15 protein-coding genes are annotated in these 15,184 nt (G+C 69.3%); 5 read left to right on the top strand and 10 right to left on the bottom strand.

Annotated elements, in window-relative coordinates; all coding sequences use genetic code 11:
• Positions 1-66: 66 nt before the first annotated feature.
• On the bottom strand, positions 67-1,251 hold the full coding sequence (locus EBN03_RS02975) for an alpha/beta hydrolase family protein (RefSeq protein WP_158675516.1): 1,185 nt from the start codon (positions 1,249-1,251) through the stop codon (positions 67-69).
• A gap of 201 nt (positions 1,252-1,452) precedes the next feature.
• On the bottom strand, positions 1,453-1,860 hold the full coding sequence (locus tag EBN03_RS02970) for a hypothetical protein (protein WP_122186240.1): 408 nt from the start codon (positions 1,858-1,860) through the stop codon (positions 1,453-1,455).
• A 147-nt stretch (positions 1,861-2,007) separates the two neighbouring features.
• Between EBN03_RS02970 and EBN03_RS02965 the strand changes: the two genes are divergently transcribed.
• On the top strand, positions 2,008-2,838 hold the full coding sequence (locus EBN03_RS02965) for an SDR family oxidoreductase (protein WP_122186239.1): 831 nt from the start codon (positions 2,008-2,010) through the stop codon (positions 2,836-2,838).
• A gap of 133 nt (positions 2,839-2,971) precedes the next feature.
• Here EBN03_RS02965 and EBN03_RS02960 read toward each other — a convergent pair whose 3' ends face one another.
• Both EBN03_RS02960 and EBN03_RS02955 read right to left on the bottom strand, forming a co-directional pair.
• On the bottom strand, positions 2,972-3,145 hold the full coding sequence (locus EBN03_RS02960) for a rubredoxin (RefSeq protein ID WP_122186238.1): 174 nt from the start codon (positions 3,143-3,145) through the stop codon (positions 2,972-2,974).
• Complete coding sequence (locus EBN03_RS02955; RefSeq protein WP_122186237.1) at positions 3,145-4,368, bottom strand: alkane 1-monooxygenase; 1,224 nt, start codon at positions 4,366-4,368, stop codon at positions 3,145-3,147. The genes EBN03_RS02960 and EBN03_RS02955 overlap by 1 nt, the downstream gene beginning before the upstream one ends.
• 103 nt (positions 4,369-4,471) lie before the next feature.
• Between EBN03_RS02955 and EBN03_RS02950 the strand changes: the two genes are divergently transcribed.
• The 4 genes from EBN03_RS02950 to EBN03_RS02935 all read left to right on the top strand — a co-directional run bounded on the left by EBN03_RS02950 (position 4,472) and on the right by EBN03_RS02935 (position 7,123).
• On the top strand, positions 4,472-5,077 hold the full coding sequence (locus EBN03_RS02950) for a TetR/AcrR family transcriptional regulator (protein WP_122186236.1): 606 nt from the start codon (positions 4,472-4,474) through the stop codon (positions 5,075-5,077).
• A 114-nt stretch (positions 5,078-5,191) separates the two neighbouring features.
• A complete protein-coding gene (locus tag EBN03_RS02945; protein ID WP_233608077.1) occupies positions 5,192-6,199 on the top strand; it encodes a zinc-binding dehydrogenase in 1,008 nt (335 codons plus the stop codon).
• An 82-nt stretch (positions 6,200-6,281) separates the two neighbouring features.
• On the top strand, positions 6,282-6,752 hold the full coding sequence (locus EBN03_RS02940) for a MarR family winged helix-turn-helix transcriptional regulator (protein ID WP_122186234.1): 471 nt from the start codon (positions 6,282-6,284) through the stop codon (positions 6,750-6,752).
• Positions 6,749-7,123: a DUF5313 family protein gene (locus EBN03_RS02935; RefSeq protein ID WP_122186233.1), complete on the top strand. Its 375-nt coding sequence runs from the start codon at positions 6,749-6,751 to the stop codon at positions 7,121-7,123. The genes EBN03_RS02940 and EBN03_RS02935 overlap by 4 nt, the downstream gene beginning before the upstream one ends.
• A 9-nt stretch (positions 7,124-7,132) precedes the next feature.
• Here the strand turns inward: EBN03_RS02935 and EBN03_RS02930 are convergent, their stop codons facing one another.
• From EBN03_RS02930 to EBN03_RS02905, 6 genes are all read right to left on the bottom strand, one after another.
• A complete protein-coding gene (locus tag EBN03_RS02930) occupies positions 7,133-7,888 on the bottom strand; it encodes a glycoside hydrolase family 25 protein (protein WP_233608076.1) in 756 nt (251 codons plus the stop codon).
• A 150-nt stretch (positions 7,889-8,038) separates the two neighbouring features.
• Entirely contained in the window at positions 8,039-9,409 is a 1,371-nt protein-coding gene (locus EBN03_RS02925; protein ID WP_122186231.1) for a vWA domain-containing protein, read from the bottom strand.
• The gene (locus EBN03_RS02920; RefSeq protein WP_122186230.1) at positions 9,406-10,641 is read right to left on the bottom strand and encodes an AAA family ATPase; all 1,236 of its coding nucleotides are present in this window, start codon (positions 10,639-10,641) and stop codon (positions 9,406-9,408) included. Before EBN03_RS02920 ends, EBN03_RS02925 begins: the two co-directional genes overlap by 4 nt.
• A gap of 204 nt (positions 10,642-10,845) precedes the next feature.
• Positions 10,846-11,514, bottom strand: coding sequence for a hypothetical protein (locus tag EBN03_RS35730; protein WP_407671072.1), 669 nt, complete (start codon positions 11,512-11,514; stop codon positions 10,846-10,848).
• A gap of 1,164 nt (positions 11,515-12,678) precedes the next feature.
• Positions 12,679-13,689, bottom strand: a complete 1,011-nt coding sequence (locus EBN03_RS02910) for a GNAT family N-acetyltransferase (protein WP_158675515.1) — start codon at positions 13,687-13,689, stop codon at positions 12,679-12,681.
• A 347-nt stretch (positions 13,690-14,036) separates the two neighbouring features.
• Complete coding sequence (locus EBN03_RS02905) at positions 14,037-14,969, bottom strand: esterase/lipase family protein (protein ID WP_158675514.1); 933 nt, start codon at positions 14,967-14,969, stop codon at positions 14,037-14,039.
• Positions 14,970-15,184 lie beyond the last annotated feature (215 nt).

The raw sequence follows: 15,184 nt of genomic DNA, 5'->3' as shown, positions 1-15,184 counted from the left end.
CCGCGATCTTCACTTCGCGCCACCGACCTTACTGGTCATTCGTCCAGAACGGGCAGGTTCGGGAAATCACTGCCCGAACCGGGCATCCAGCCACGCCTGGGCCTCAGAGTAGGAGGCCGCGAGAATGCCCCGATGATCGATCCCCGCGTAGGTGCGGTACTCCACCGGCTGCCCGGCGAGGCGCTGCTGGGCGACCATCGCATCCGTACCCGTCGCCGGAACAGTGGTGTCGGCGGTGCCCTGCACGACCAGCACCGGCGGTGTGAACGTGAGACCGCTCGGGTCGTTGGCGTTCAACACCGCGGTCAGCGCGGACGGGTCGGCGTCGGCGCGGAACAGATCACCGGCGCCCTGCCCACCCCACGAATCCGGCTCGCGCAGTTGCGCGATGCACCGATCCCCGGCCTGCGGCAGCAGATCCTGCCCGAGCGGGGTCAGGAACCGGGCCGGATCGATGTCCGCCACCGTCTGCGCGCCACGAATGATCAACGGCAGGAAGGCATTCGATGCCTTCGGCAGCACATCGACCTGGGCGGCGGCCGCGAGCGGGCCGACCTGCGCGATCAGCCCGATATGCGAAGCGGGTGCCTCGGCGACCGCGCCGAGCAACTGCAGTCGCGGCGCCCACTGCTGGGCCAGGGCGGCGGTGAAGATCGCGCCCTGCCCGCCCTGCGAGTGCCCGACCGCCGCCCACCGGGTACCGATCTCGGGCGCCACCTCGCGCGCGGCCAGCGCCATGTCCGCGATCGCCCGCTGCTCGGCCTCGCCGATGAGATAGCCGTGGTCACCGGGGGTTCCGAGCCCCTGATAGTCGGTCTGGGCGACCGCGTAGCCGGCCGCGACGAAGCGGGCCTGCGTCTCGCGCACCAGCGAGGTGTAGTCGTGGGCCGGGAAATCGGTTCCGGTGTCGCGCGACGGCGCGCACACGTCCGCGACGCCGGTGGTGCCGTGCGCCCACGAGATCAGCGGCCAGCCGCCGGCGGGCGGTGTCCCGTCGGGCACCGCGACCGTGCCGGACACCGCGACCGGCTGCCCCTGCATGTCCACCGACCGGTACAGCACCAGCCAGTTGCGGGCACCGGGCAGCGCCGGATCGCCGTCGATCGGGCGCATCCAGATCACCGAACCGTGTTCTCCCGCAACCAGATCGGCGGACGGTGTGTAGAAGGCCAGTCCGGCCGGGGCCGTGTCGTCGGCGGCGGCCGGACCCGCGACGGCGACCGCCGACAGCACGACCGCTGTGATCGCCACCGGAACCCGCGTCCGCCGAGCCGTTCCCCTTGTTCGCATCTGGCCTCCGTTGTCGCCGTTGACGATTCGGCGCAACCAGCGGATTGCGGCCCCGGGCCGTCGCGTGCTGCGCTGAATCGAGTGTCGCCCCCACCCGATCGGTGAATCTAGGGGGAGGCGAACCCGGCCCGCCGGACATCAGCTCGGTGTGTCGGCCGCGCGCTAGGGCATCAGCACCTTGCGTGTCTGCTTCACGGCCGTGACGCCCGCCCCGGTGACCAGCGCGACGCGCACCCGCACCCAGCGCTCGGCAGGCAGCGGTGCGCCGCCCACCGACACGGTCGCGGTCTGCGGCGTTCCGTCGCAGACGGCGCCGGACTGACTGCCGGTGGCCTGCGGCGCACGCGGGGCGACGGCGTCGGTGGTGTTCGGCTGTGGATAGACGCCGACCCTGATGGTGACCACGTCGGTGGCGGGATCGCAGATGTAGACCAGGTGCGCGGACGAGTCCATGCCGGTGACGCTCACGATGTTGTATCCGGCCGCGGTGCCGGGCGCGGCGGTCACCAGCAGCGTGGCGAGCCCGGCGACGGCCACCGGGACGCCGGTCCGCAGGATCCGCATTGCCATCGCACCTACCTCCGCAGTCGCCGACCGGGCTGTCCGACCACACGAATCCAGGAGGAGGCGAACCCGGCATGCCGGACATCGCGCGGCGTGTCGGCGGCGGCGGTCCGCCGCCTCCGGGTCACCGGCGTGCGCGACTAGGCTCGGCGCATGAACTCTGTTTTGGTGACCGGCGCGGGCCGGGGCATCGGCAAGGCGGTCTGCCTGCGCATGGCACAGCAGGGGTGGCAGGTGTACGCGGGGGTGCGCAAGCCGTCCGACGGCGACGCGCTCACCGCACTGGATCCGCGGATCGTGCCGGTGCAGCTGGACGTCACCGATGCCCAGCAGATCGCGGCCCTGGACGCCGTACTGCCCGCGGATCTGACGGCGGTGGTCAACAACGCCGGGATCGTGGCCGACGGCCCGGTGGAACTGATCCGGCCCGACGAGCTGCGAAACCAGTTCGAGGTCAACGTCTTCGGCGCGGTGGCGGTGACACAGGCGGTACTGCCCCGGCTGCGGGAGTCCAAGGGGCGCATCGTCTTCGTCTCGTCGCTGAGCGGACGGATCTCGACACCCGGCACGGGCGCCTACAACTCCTCCAAGTTCGCGCTGGAGGGGATGGCCGATGCGCTGCGAGTCGAGCTGCGGCCGTGGGGAATTCACACCTCGCTGATCGAACCGGGCCCGATCGCCACCGACCTCTGGTTCGGCGCGACCGAGATGGTCGACGACACCACCGCCGGCCTCAGCGCGCAGGAGCGCGACCTCTACCGGGTGCACCTGGCGGGTCTGCGCCGGATGTCGCAGTGGGTCCCCAAGATCGCGGCGCCGGTGGAATCGGTTGTGGCCGTGGTGGAGAAGGCACTGACGGCCAAGCGCCCGCGGGCCCGGTACGTGCCGAGCGTGGCGGGCAAGGTGCAGGTCGCGGCCGTCGCCCTCACCCCCACCGTCGTCCTGGATCGAATCTTCGCCCTGGCCACCGGAGTCGGCAAGTAGGACCCCGCGGCGGTGCGCACACGCCGCACCGCCGCGGTCACGGTCTTCGCCGTCTCCGCCCCCGGCGTAGCACCGGGTCGCTGCCGAAAAATCCGGGCCCGCAGTGAATTCGGGCCCGGACGCTACGGGCCGATCACAGCACGCCGGGATCCGATTCGAAGTCGACCTTCTCCCGGACCCCGCAGTCCGGGCAGCACCAGTCGTCCGGGATCGACGCCCACGGCGTACCGGCCGGGAACCCCTCCCGAGGCGCACCGCGGCGCTCGTCGTAGACGTAATCGCAGACGGGGCAGCGCAATACCGGCATCAGGCCACCCCGTGCTTCGCCAGGATCCGGGCGCGCTTCGTGGGCTGGATGTGGACCAGGTTGATATCGCCGGCGTAGTGGTCGAGCACGCGGTGGTCCATCACCCGCCGCCACAGCGGCGGCAGGTAGGCCAGGCCGATCATGCTGGCGTACCCGCTGGGCAGTTCCGGCGCACCGTCCATGCTGCGCAGTGTCTGGTAGCGACGGGTCGGGTTGGCGTGGTGGTCGCTGTGCCGCTGCAGGTGGTACAGGAAAATGTTGGTGACGATGTGGTCGGAGTTCCAGCTGTGCTCCGGGGCGCAGCGCACGTAGCGGCCGCCGGCGGTCTTCTGCCGCATCAGGCCGTAGTGCTCGAGGTAGTTGACCGTCTCCAGCAGCGAGAACCCGTACACCGCCTGCAGCAGCAGGAACGGCACGATCACCGGGCCGAACACCGCGATCAGCACGCCCCACAGCACCACCGACATCAGCCAGGCGTTGAGCACGTCGTTGTGAATGGAGAAGCGGCTCTTGCCCGTTCGGGCCAGGCGCGCGGCCTCCAACTCCCAGGACGAGCGCAGGCTGCCCCAGATGCTGCGCGGCAGGAACGCCCACAGCGACTCACCGAACCGGGCGCTGGCCGGATCCTCCGGGGTGGCGACCCGCACGTGGTGGCCGCGATTGTGCTCGATGTAGAAGTGACCGTAGAAGGTCTGGGCCAGAGTGACTTTCGACAGCCAGCGTTCGAGTTCGTCCTTCTTGTGGCCGAGTTCGTGCGCGGTGTTGATGCCGATGCCGCCCATCGCGCCGATGGTGAAGGCCAGGCCGATCTTCGAGACCAGGCTCAGCCCGCCGTCGATGCCGAGCCAGGACAGGTCCGTTGCCGACCATAGATAGCACGCCAGGCCCAGGCTGATCAGCTGCAGCGGGATGTAGGCGTAGGTGCAGTAGCGGTAGTACTTGTCGTTCTCCAACTGCTCCATGACCTCCTCGGGGGGATTCTGGCCGTCGGGGCCGAAGAAGCGGTCGAGGATCGGGAGTGCGATGTAGATCAGGATCGGGCCGAGCCACCACCACACCGGCGCGGCCGCCTGCCAGCCGAGCAGGTCGAACAATCCGACCAGGCCGGTCGCGAGCAGGGCGGCGGTGGGTGCGACCAGGCCGAAGAGCCACAGGTGGCGTTTGCGGTCGCGCCACGGGGGTGCCGCGATCTCCTTCGGGTCGCCGATACGGGATGTCGTCATTGTCGTCTCCGTTTACAACTCAAGCCAATCTGTACTCAGTGAATACACTTATGGCCTAGTTGTCAACGGTGCAGCACTCCGGCATCGGCTGTACCATGAGCCGATGGCCGAATCGCCGAACTTCCAGACCGAGATGCGCCGCCTCCTGCGCGACCGCATGCTCGACGCCGCACGCGATGTCGTGTGCGCCGAAGGCTGGGGCGCGGTCAACATGTCGCGGGTGGCCAAGACGGTCGGGATCAGCCGGCCCGTCCTGTACAAGGAGATCGGCACCAAACAGGACCTCGCCGACGCCCTGATCGCGCGCGAGACCGACGAGTTCCTCACCGGCATCGCCACCACGCTCGTCGACTACCCGGACGATCCGGCCGGCGGCATGACCGCCGCCGCCGAGTACGCGCTCCGCACCGGAGCCGACAATCCACTGCTGAAGGCCGTGCTGTCGGGGCGCAACGAGAGCGATACGACGCTGCTGCCCGCCCTGATCTCCGACCCCGACCCCATCCTGGGCCGAGCCGTCCGGGCGCTGACGGCAGTCGCGCGCGAGCAGTACCGGCTACCCGGACTCGACGACGACGAACTGACCTCCACGATCGAGATCCTGGTGCGGCTGGCCCTGAGCCACCTGTTCCAGCCGACCGGCAGCATCGAGCGGGCGGTCACTCAGATCGGCAGCGTTCTCCGCAGCCTGCTGGAGGACGCGGTGTAACCAGCTGGTGCACAGCGCTTTTCATCAACTCTGCCGGTTGCGGCGGATCGGGCACCCGCCGGATTAGGATTGCGGGGCGTGTGCTGAATCCGTTCCGAACCACCGGAGGAGCTGATGACCATGCTGGCCGGACGACTGCATCTCGAGCCCACACCCCACCTGGAAATGGACGAGATACCGACGCCCGAACCGGGGCCCGGTGAGGTCCTGATCAAGGTGGCGGCCGCCGGAGTGTGCCTGTCCGACGTGCATCTCATCGGCGGTTCACTGTCTCCGCTGTACCTGAAGGGTGACGTCGTGACCCTCGGCCACGAGGTGGCGGGCACGGTGCACGCGCTCGGTCCCGGCGCCACCGCCACGGTCGGCGACCGCGTACTGCTGCAAGCCGGCGAGAAACGCGACGGGATCATTTACACCCGCGGCGTCGACTACGACGGCGGCTGGGCCGAATACGCGGTGGCCACCACCGACACCCTGGTCCCGATCCCCGACGACCTCCCGTTCGAACAGGCCTGCTTCATTCCCGACGCAGTGTCGACACCGTGGGCCGCGATCACCGCCACCGCGCAGGTGCGGCCCGCCGAAGCGGTCGGCGTCTGGGGTGTCGGCGGCCTCGGCGCCCACGGCATCCAGCTGCTGCGCCTGGCCGGTGCCGCGCCGCTGATCGCGGTCGACCCACTGCCGGCGGCCCGCGAGCGCGCCCTGGAATTCGGCGCGGACCTCGCCTTCGACCCCGCCGACCCCGATCTGTCGACCCAGATCCGGCAGGCGACCGGCGGGAACGGGCTGGACGCGGCCTTCGATTTCGCCGGGGTGCCGCCGGTCCGCGAACAGGCGATCAGCTGCCTGGGCCGGAAGGGCCGGCTGACTCTGGTCGGGCTCACCGACAAGCCGATCACCATCACCTACGGCACCCTGTTCAGCTACCTCGAACAGCAGTTGCGCGGCCATTACGGTTCCGAGCCCGAACACGTGCTGGAGCTGGTGCGTCTGGTGCGGCTGCACCGGATCGACTTCGCGCGCTCGGTGTCCGCGGTGCTGCCGCTGGCCGAGGCGCCGAAGGCGGTCGAGATGCTGGAATCCAAGCAGGGCAACCCGATTCGGCTGGTCTTGCAGCCGTGAGCTGACGCGGCCGGTGGTGTCGCGCATCACTTAACAGGCTAATAGTTTGTGCATTAACTATTCGTGTCGTAAGTTAGTACGCATGAGCACACAGACCCCGGTCGACGATCCGCTGCGGTTGGAGAAGCAGGTGTGTTTCGCGCTGGCCGTGGCCAATCGGTCCGTGCTCGCCGTCTATCGGCCGCTGCTGGAACCGCTCGGACTCACCCATCCGCAGTATCTGGTGATGCTGGCGCTGTGGGGCGAGGCGCCGATGTCGGTCAAGGAGATCGGTGAGGCCGTGCAACTGGACCCACCCACCCTGTCGCCGCTGCTCAAGCGACTCGAGTCGGCCGGGCTGGTCTCCCGGCGCCGCGATCTGCGCGACGAACGCAACCTGCTGATCGACCTCACCGCCGAGGGGCGCGAACTGCGCCGACAGGCGGAGAACATCCCGCCGGCGGTCGTGGCCCGGCTCGGCGTGAGCCTGGCCGAACTGGAACACCTGCGCGACGTCCTCACCGACGTCAATGCCGCCGCCCGGCGCGCAGCGGAATCGAGGGAGCACCGATGAACCAGACACCCGACCCGGTCCAGCGCATCCGCTACATCTACGGCGCCACCCTGCCGCCGTCGATGGCGGACTGGGTGATCGAGGACCTCACCGGCCGCGGCGCCGCCGCCCGCTACCTGGCGCGATTCCTCGTGCCGATCCTGCCGGTGCTGGCCCTGTTCCTGCTCGTCCCCGCCCCGCTGTGGGTGGGCCTGTCGATGATGGCGCTGCTCTACCTGCCGCTCATCTACTTCGCCGTCGCCCTCATGTACGTCTACCGCCGCCACCGCCTCACCCAGCACGGCCTCGACCCCGACCTCGCCGACATCGCCGAGCGCCGGCGCGCCGAAGTCGAGCGCGCCGCATACGAACTGCGCCACGGACGGGCTTGACGCGCCCGGCTACGAGCCGCCTGCGCTGCCCGCGCTCCCGGCACTACCCGCGCTGCCGGATCCGCCCAGGTTGGCCAGTGTGGCGAACGGTGCTGCGGCGGTGTTGAACTGGTTCACGTCGGTGGCGCCCGGGATGCCGGGGATGTTGCCGGAATCGGTGGTCTGCCAGATGGTCCAGGTGGGCCAGCCGCCCGGGACATCCGGAGCGTCGTTGCCGCTGTAGTCGGCGATCCACAGCGGGTACTGCGTGAAGTCGGTGGCGTTGGCCATCGCGGTCCGCCAGAAATTGGGATAGGTGTAGATGATCGGGGTGCGGCCGGTCAGCGACTGCACCGTCCGCAGGTACCGGTGCGTCCAATCCGCGAGTTCGGGCGCGGCCAATCCGCCGGTGGTCTCCAGGTCCAGCACGGGCGGCAGGTCGAGGGGCCCGTTCTGGCCGAGCACGAGCGCGGAATAGTAGACGGCCTGCAACTCCGGCGACAGCTCGGGGTGCGCGAAATGATATGTGCCCCGGGCGACTCCGGCCGTCCGCATGGCCAGGCTGTCCTGCACGAAGTACGGGTTGAGATAGCCCAGGCCCTCGGTCGCCTTCAACATCGCGAACTGGTTTCCGGAGGCCCGCACCTGCTTCCAGTCCACCCCGGTGCCGTTGACGTGCTGCCACGAGGACACATCCGGCCCGGTCGTGTCGGCCCCCGCCGAGCCCGTTACCGACAGTGCACCCAGGGCCGTGACCGCCGCCACGGTCAGATGCCGAAATCTCATGACCACCACTCTCATCCGTCCACAAAAGCCCGCGCCAAGGACCGCCTCGACCGCCGCAGCGTATACACCGGTACCTAGTGCCCGCTCCGCATCTGCTGCAAACGAGCTGTGAACGCGGCGGCGTGAACGCGACAGCTGCGTTCCGGGTCCTCAGCCGATCTCTACCACCCGAGCCCAGCTCGGTGGGCGATCCGGCACATAGTCCGGGTCGTTCTCGCTCCAAGAGCCCGACCGGGGGAACAATCCGACGATGGTCCGGCACGCCGGCTGCGCGACCGGCCACGGTGTCTGGCCGTCGGTCAGCACCACCAGCACATCCGGACGTGGTTGTGCGCGTAGCGCTCTGGTGAAACCGGCGCGCAGATCGGTTCCGCCGCCACCCACCAGCGGTATCCCCTCGGCGCGGCACAGCGGATGGACGAGCCCGACCGCGGCGTCGCACGACAGGACGGTGACCAGGTCGCGGCGACCACCGACCGCGCGGGTGACGGCCGCCGTTTCCAGTAGCGCACTGCCCAATTCGACGTCGCTGACGGATCCGGAGGTGTCGATGAGCACGCTGACCCGCGGCGGAGTGCGCCGCAGACTCGGCAGCACGACACCGGGTACACCAGCCGACCGGCGGGCGGGCCGGCCGAAGGTGTAGTCGTCGCCGGAACCGGCTGCCGCGGTGGCGGAACGGACCGCGGCAGCCAGCAGTGCCCGCCACGGCTGCGGCGGGTGCAGCGCCTCCTCCGCCCATCGCCGCCAACTCCGTGAGGCATCGCCGGGCCGCCCGACAACGGCCTGCGCCACCCGGAATCGCACCCCGTCGCGTTCCTGCGCGCTGAGCCCGTCCGCGCCGTCGGGGCCCAGTTCCCACTCCCGGTCCAGACCGTCGGCGCCGCTGCCGCAGTCCAGCCATGCCAGGTCGCCCAGGTCCGGCGCGAGCCGGAACTCGCGCAGATAGCTCTCCATTGTTCCGCCGGCCTGCAGTCCCAGGGTCTGCGGGAAAACCGCGTCGTCGAGCACCACGAGCCCGTCACCGAACACGTCGTCGTTGATCTCGGCGTCCGCGGCGAGGTTCATGCGCAGCCGCTCCCCCGGCCCGGTGAGCCCGTGCTCTCGCGCGAACCGGTCACTGCGCCCATGGTGGTCCCGCAGCAGATGCGAAACCTCGTGCACCAGAACCGAAGCCAGCTCCTCGACCGACCGGCTCCGCACGAACGCGGGCGACACGTAGCACCGCCAGTAGCGGTCCACCGCCATGGTCGGCACCCGGCTCGATTCCACCAGGTGCAGGGCGTACAGGGCGGTAGCCAGATACGGTCGTGCCCGCACCGCGAACAGCCGAGCGGCATACAGCTTGTCGAAGTCGAGCGAACACGAGGCCGACTGTGCCGCTGCGGGTTTCGAACCCGGCAGCTCAGCGGCACGCGCGCCGTTCGAGGCCGTCGGCCCAGACTCGCTGGTGGCCGAGGCTCGAGCGTCACCTGTAACGCTGGTGCGGGGCAACGGGTCTACTGCTCCGGTGCGGCTCATCGGCCCACCTGTGCGACGACGCGGGCGGCGGCGCGGTCGGCGCTCTGGGAAACCGACACTATTCCCGCGAGGCGTTCGATCGAGGCGGGGACGGTCCAGTCGGCGCGGCGCAGGGTGGCGAGGGTGGTGGCCGGGACGACTACGAGGTCCGGTGCGCCGGAATCCGCGGCCTTGACCAGCAGTGCCCAGGCGGCGTCCCAGCGGGCTTTCTCCGGTCGCCGGCGGACCGCGGCCACCACCGCGTCGAGTGCGGCCTGGCGGAGGTCGCCGCGCCGGGGCAGTTCGGCGGCGGCGGGATCGGCGAGCAGGAGTTCCGGGTCGGGCAGGTCCATGCGGTCGATGCTGGTCAGGAGCTCGAAGCCGGGGCCGTCGCCGACGGCGCCGCGGACGAGCAGGGACAGTACGTCCCGCTCGGCACCTGCCGCGGTGGCGAACGCGATCAACCGCACCGTCATGTCCCAGCTGCGCGGCGATGCCCAGGCACCGCCCCGGCGCGCCTCGCTGGTCGGCATCTGATGGACGAGTTTCGGGCGCCCGCCGAGCAGCGTGCAGACCGCTCGACGCGCGAACTCCACTGCCTCCGTCAGTTTTTCGGCGTCCAACGTGGGGAGCGTCGCCCGCGGCCAGGTCCCGCCGAGGCCGCGCACCACCACGTCGTGCTCATGGGTCCACTGCAGGTGCACGAACCGGTTCGCCAGCGGCGGGCTCAGCTCCCAACCGTCGGCCGCCGAGGAGCGCGGGTTGGCCGCCGCGACGATCCGGACCCCCGGCGGCAGCTGCAGCGACCCGATCCGGCGTTCCAGCACCAGCCGCAGCAATGCGGCCTGGACTGCGGGCGGCGCCGTCGACAACTCGTCCAGGAACAGCAGCCCGCGCCCCGCCCGCACCAGCCGCACCGCCCAATCCGGCGGCGCCATCGGCACCCCCTGCACAGCGGGATCGTCCCCGACGATAGGCAGTCCCGAAAAGTCCGACGGCTCATGAACACTGGCGATCACAGTGGTCAGCGGAAGATCCAGCGACTCGGCGAGCTGAGTCAACGCGGCGGTCTTCCCGATCCCCGGTTGGCCCCAGAGCAGCACCGGCAGGTCGGCGGCGACGGCCAAGGTCAGCGCTTCCAGCTGAATATTGGGGCGCGGCTCGGTGGTCACCGCGCCCAGGAGGTCGAGCAGCTCGGCAGCGACATCGAGCTGGGCAGCGGCGGTGGAAGCACAGAGAGTGTCAGCAGACATATGAATCACCTTTGGGTCGAGGGGAATCGCGTGATCAACGCGGAGGGCCTCGGACAGATCGTCCGAGGGAGGTACGGAAACCGGAGAGGGCGGCGGTAGGGCATCACAGGGATGGTCGGTGCCGAAGGTTGCCCGTGGCAGGCTCAGCGGGCCGCCGACTCGGCGTCGATCGGGACGGACGGTCGGGTCGAAAGACTGTGGCAATCAGCGAGTGGTGGCGAGACGTGGGTGAGAGCGGCCGCGGTTGCGGCGGCGGAGACGATGGGCTTCGGTCGGCCAGGGGCCGGGGGTCGACAAGCCGGCGCGGAACAAGCCGTAGGTGATTCGGCGGCGGGCGACGGCTTCCAGGTCGTCGCGGAGCGCGCCGTCCCGCAGGGCCGCGGCTGGGCCGAGCAGTTCCTCGACCACGGCCAGCGCACCGTCGATGTCACCGTGGTTCAACCTTTCCCGCACGGCGGCAAGACAATCCGGCCTCCGGTGGGCGCGGTCGATGACCTGCAGGCAGGGCAGCGGCGTGCCGGTCAGCGCAACCAGAAGTTCCTCACGGCGGAGCTCGTCGGGATCGTGGTCCAGTGCGGACAGCACGCCGTCGACGAGCCCGATGCGGTGCCGTTCTCCCCGGCATTCCACCGATCCCGGCGCAACCGAAGAGCCCACCGCCGAACGGGTCTCGGCAGGAACGCCCACCGGCCGGAGCGCCTGTGCGACAAGGGGATGCAGCCGATCGACGGTGATCGCACCGGCACGGAGCAGTTCGAGATCGGGCAGCATCCAGGTCGCCGCTTCGGGCAGGATCGGCAGCGAGGAAACCGAACCACGTGGAAATTGGTGGTGGACAACCAATTCCGGCGAATCGCCATCGCCGGATGCCACCCCGACCACCAGTCTCCGCCGCGCTCCCAACCGCACCAGTACCGGACCGGGATGCCCGTCGGCCCGAATCAACGTTCGCACCTCGGCCGCCCACGTGCCGACCGCACACCCATCAGGTAGCTCCGGCAGCCCAGCTACGGCCCGGGTGATCGGTCCACCATAGGCGGTGGAATTCGGCCTTTCAGGTCCGACAGACAGCCCACCGACAACCCCAGCAGGCAGTTCTCCGGTAGCCATGGCAGCCGGTGTGCCGGATCCGAAGTCCACACCGAATTCCACTGCCCCCGAACGGATCAGTAGCTCGTCATTGCATCGTGCATCCCAGAGGTGGCGGTGTAGATCGAGGCGGAAACGCCGGTCCGGACGGGCGTGCGGATGCCGCCCGGCCGGTGGCCCGGTGTGGGATCGGTCCCACAGCGCGAGGCTGATCCGCTGCCCCGCATCCGCCCACGCGGGTGCGGTGCGTGCCACGAGGTACAGGGAATCGGTTCGGCTGCAGTGGCTTTCGAGTTCGGGTGGATCGTATCGAGCCAATGCGATGGTCAGCCCCGGCCGGAGCAGCCCGTCCGGGGCGATCCGCGGCATATGCCATCGCAACAGATCCGGCGCCAGGTGCCGCAGGTCTGCCCGCACCCGGGCGGCGAGCTCGCGGCCCCGAGTACGTCGCACTGCACGGAGGTCGATATCGACGTCGAAACCTGCTGCGGCACAAGCACCGACCCAATCGCCGACACTACGGCGAGCGGTGGCGGTCTCGATCATGGACGGCGGCACGGCGAATTCGCGCACGCGCAGCCAGAAGGAAAGGCGGGAATCGTCCCGGTTCGTCGCGGCAGTGAGCATCAGCACTCACCTTGGACGAACGGGACCCCCAATCTGCGATCAGAGGAAATCATCATCGAGTCGAGAGTAGCGTCCGACTCGACTCCGGTCCAGTCCTTCGCGTCGCGGCAGCGTGCCGACACCAGCCGCGCGGCCCGGATTCCCTTACCGACCCGCACCCACTCGCGGGTCGGAACACCGCGACCGTAACCGCATGGCCCACCGATGATTGCCGGCTGCCGACGATTCGAGGCCCGGATGCTCCGGCAATGGTGAAATGCGAAGTCCGCCTGCACATCCGTCGAGTCGGGACGGCGGCCGAAGCCGCTCGCGGCCGAAATCTCACAGCAATCCGGCGATCCCGACCGCGAGCCAAGCGAAGCCGACCAGGATCGGAATGCCGCGTAGTACGAATCGGGTCGGTGACCGCTTCAGCCAGGCCTGATCGGTTCCCACCGGGGAGGCCGTCACGACTCGGATGCCACCGGCCTCGACCAGCCGGTCCTCGAGTGCGCCGACCACGTGTTTGCGGGCACCGAGGTAGTGCGTGCCGGCGATCAGGGTGAGTGTGAAACCGATGGATGTGAGCAGGCCGAGCCCGCTGATTCCGAGCAGGAAGGCGTGCAGGTGCGGGCGGGAGCCGGAGGTGTTCTGCAGCACACCGTAGGCGGTGAACAACGCAACGGAGATGTAGAAGAAGTTGTTGAGCTTGCTCCAGTTGAGCGTGTCCTCATGTTTGTACAGGTCCACCGCGTATCCGTACTGCTTCAACAGCACCGTGGTCGACGGCTTGCGGTTCAGCCAGATCGTGCGTTCGATTCCGTCGGGCGCGGTGACCGTGCGGTAGGGAACGAACCCCATCGCGTGGTGCAGCCGCGCCGAGGGCACGTTCACCGGATCGCTGACGACAGCCGCCACCACCGGGAGGTCGGGATTCGCGGAGAGCACGGTGCTGTACATCCGGCGGGCGAGCCCGCGCCGGGCGAACCGCGGGTCGACACACACCTGTTTGATCACCAGTACGCTGCCCAGCTCCGCCGCGATCTGCACGTTCAGTGTTTCCTCGGGTTGGATCTCGGCATCGGTGTAGGCGACCAGGAATCCGATCACCTGCCCGTCGAGCACGGCCACCAAGAAGTGCTCCGCCCGCGACAACAAGGCCCGATAGGTGTCGATCCCGTACCCGGAGACCAGAAATCCCTCCTTGCCGGCGGCGCGCCCCGGCGCGCTCGTCTGCCATCGGCCGGCCAGCTCGACGATGCCGGCCAGATGGGATTCACCGGCGGATCGCAGCTCCGGCTCGGCCGGCTCGGGCTGGGCCCCGGACCCGAGCGCCCGCAGCACCCCACTCACTCTGTCCACCACCGCCATCGCCGCCCCCCAGCCTGAATAATGTTCTACTGCAACCACTTTAAGTTCGCCAGCGAGCCGCCGGGACCGCTGCGCGGAATCGCCAGCCGACAATTCCGAAGGACTGTCGACCCGCGCCGCAGCGCCGGCGTGCTGGACGCCGACCGGCCTGGGCGCGCAATCTTCGACTGTTTCGGCAGCTTTCTACCCGATCGGCCCGACGATTGTGCGCTCAGGCCGGCTGCCGTCGCGCGAGGTGCTCACGCGCCACCACTCGCAAGCCGCAGGCGTCCAACCGGATTCGGCCGACCGTCGGCTCGCTCGGCGCGTATCCGCCGGGGCCTCCGGGGTCAGTGGTCGGGGTCGGTGTCCGCCAGCCAGGGGGCGTGGGGTGCGCACACGATCGGGATCGACGGGTCCAAGGCGTGTTCGGCGATCGAGATCGCGCGCGGTGAATAGGTCATATTGATGTGGTCCGACAGGTCCTGCTCGCAACCGTCCTGCAGCGTGATGTTGTCGACCGTCGCATCGGGTCCCGCCTGCAGGAAGGTGGCCGGATACGGGGTGGAGACCTCGTCGTAGCGGGTGGCGACGACCGTGTAGGCCACGCCGGGCACGGTGTCGCCGTTGCGGTTGAGGTCCGCGATGAACCGCGAGCCGACCGTCTGCTGCACACCCGCGCGGCTGATCATGGCCGTGGCGGGATCCGTAGCGTCGACGCCGAAGTTGTTCATCGCCTGGGCCAGCATCCAGAGCCCGTCCAGGGTAGTGCCGTGATTGGTGGCGCCGAGGGTGATCAGGTGTGCGACTTCGGCTGCGCCGCCGTCGAATTGGAGGTAGTAGCGGGACATCGTGCCGCCCAGGGAGTGTCCGATCAGATCGACCTGTCCCGAACCGGTTACGCGCACCACGCGATCGACGAACGCTGCGAGCTGTTCGGCGGATTGTGGGATGTCACCCTGACCGAACTTGACCCGATCACCCGTCCGCCCGTAATTGAACGTGAAAACGCAGAACCCGGCCCGCTGCAATGCCGGCGACATCCCGGCGAAGTCGCCGAACGCGTTGGTCGAGGTGCCGTGCACCAGGACCACCGGCCGCGGGTGCGCGGCCGTCGGGATGCATGCCCAGTCGTTCGAGCCGGCCGGCGCTTCGTCGGGGTGGTCGGGATTGTAGAAATGCGCGTCGTACGCCGACATCTCCGGTCCGGTACCCACCGTATCGGTGGCGTAGTCGATGCCGGCGTCCGGACTCGCTGCCGATATCCCGGCGCCTGCCTGCATCGCCAGAACCGCTGCCCCGGCCAGAACAACCGACCGGACAGCATTGCGGACCAGAAACATTCGCTTCCCCCGTACCCAGAACTCGAGCGTCCCACAATGCCACTTCGGGCCGTCGGCGGACAGTGGTTCGGCGACGCGGTTCCGCACCGCGAACGGATCACCGCGACGCGGAAGAACTGCCCGCGACCCGAGCCGACGGCTGCGATCTCCTCGAC

This window comes from Nocardia stercoris, assembly GCF_003696265.1.
Taxonomy (GTDB): Bacteria; Actinomycetota; Actinomycetes; order Mycobacteriales; family Mycobacteriaceae; genus Nocardia; species Nocardia stercoris.
The sequence above is the reverse complement of the archived record's forward strand: the minus strand, read 5'-3'. Positions and strand labels throughout refer to the sequence as shown.

What these genes read in the sequence shown, in the direction of transcription:
- EBN03_RS02970 (WP_122186240.1), bottom strand. Translation starts at nt 1,860, where the DNA reads ATGGCAATGCGGATCCTGCGGACCGGCGTCCCGGTGGCCGTCGCCGGG.
- EBN03_RS02930 (WP_233608076.1), bottom strand. Translation starts at nt 7,888, where the DNA reads ATGAGATTTCGGCATCTGACCGTGGCGGCGGTCACGGCCCTGGGTGCA.
- EBN03_RS02945 (WP_233608077.1), top strand. Translation starts at nt 5,192, where the DNA reads ATGACCATGCTGGCCGGACGACTGCATCTCGAGCCCACACCCCACCTG.
- EBN03_RS02940 (WP_122186234.1), top strand. Translation starts at nt 6,282, where the DNA reads ATGAGCACACAGACCCCGGTCGACGATCCGCTGCGGTTGGAGAAGCAG.
- EBN03_RS02950 (WP_122186236.1), top strand. Translation starts at nt 4,472, where the DNA reads ATGGCCGAATCGCCGAACTTCCAGACCGAGATGCGCCGCCTCCTGCGC.
- EBN03_RS02905 (WP_158675514.1), bottom strand. Translation starts at nt 14,969, where the DNA reads ATGCAGGCAGGCGCCGGGATATCGGCAGCGAGTCCGGACGCCGGCATC.
- EBN03_RS02935 (WP_122186233.1), top strand. Translation starts at nt 6,749, where the DNA reads ATGAACCAGACACCCGACCCGGTCCAGCGCATCCGCTACATCTACGGC.
- EBN03_RS02960 (WP_122186238.1), bottom strand. Translation starts at nt 3,145, where the DNA reads ATGCCGGTATTGCGCTGCCCCGTCTGCGATTACGTCTACGACGAGCGC.
- EBN03_RS02925 (WP_122186231.1), bottom strand. Translation starts at nt 9,409, where the DNA reads ATGAGCCGCACCGGAGCAGTAGACCCGTTGCCCCGCACCAGCGTTACA.
- EBN03_RS02920 (WP_122186230.1), bottom strand. Translation starts at nt 10,641, where the DNA reads ATGTCTGCTGACACTCTCTGTGCTTCCACCGCCGCTGCCCAGCTCGAT.
- EBN03_RS02955 (WP_122186237.1), bottom strand. Translation starts at nt 4,368, where the DNA reads ATGACGACATCCCGTATCGGCGACCCGAAGGAGATCGCGGCACCCCCG.
- EBN03_RS02965 (WP_122186239.1), top strand. Translation starts at nt 2,008, where the DNA reads ATGAACTCTGTTTTGGTGACCGGCGCGGGCCGGGGCATCGGCAAGGCG.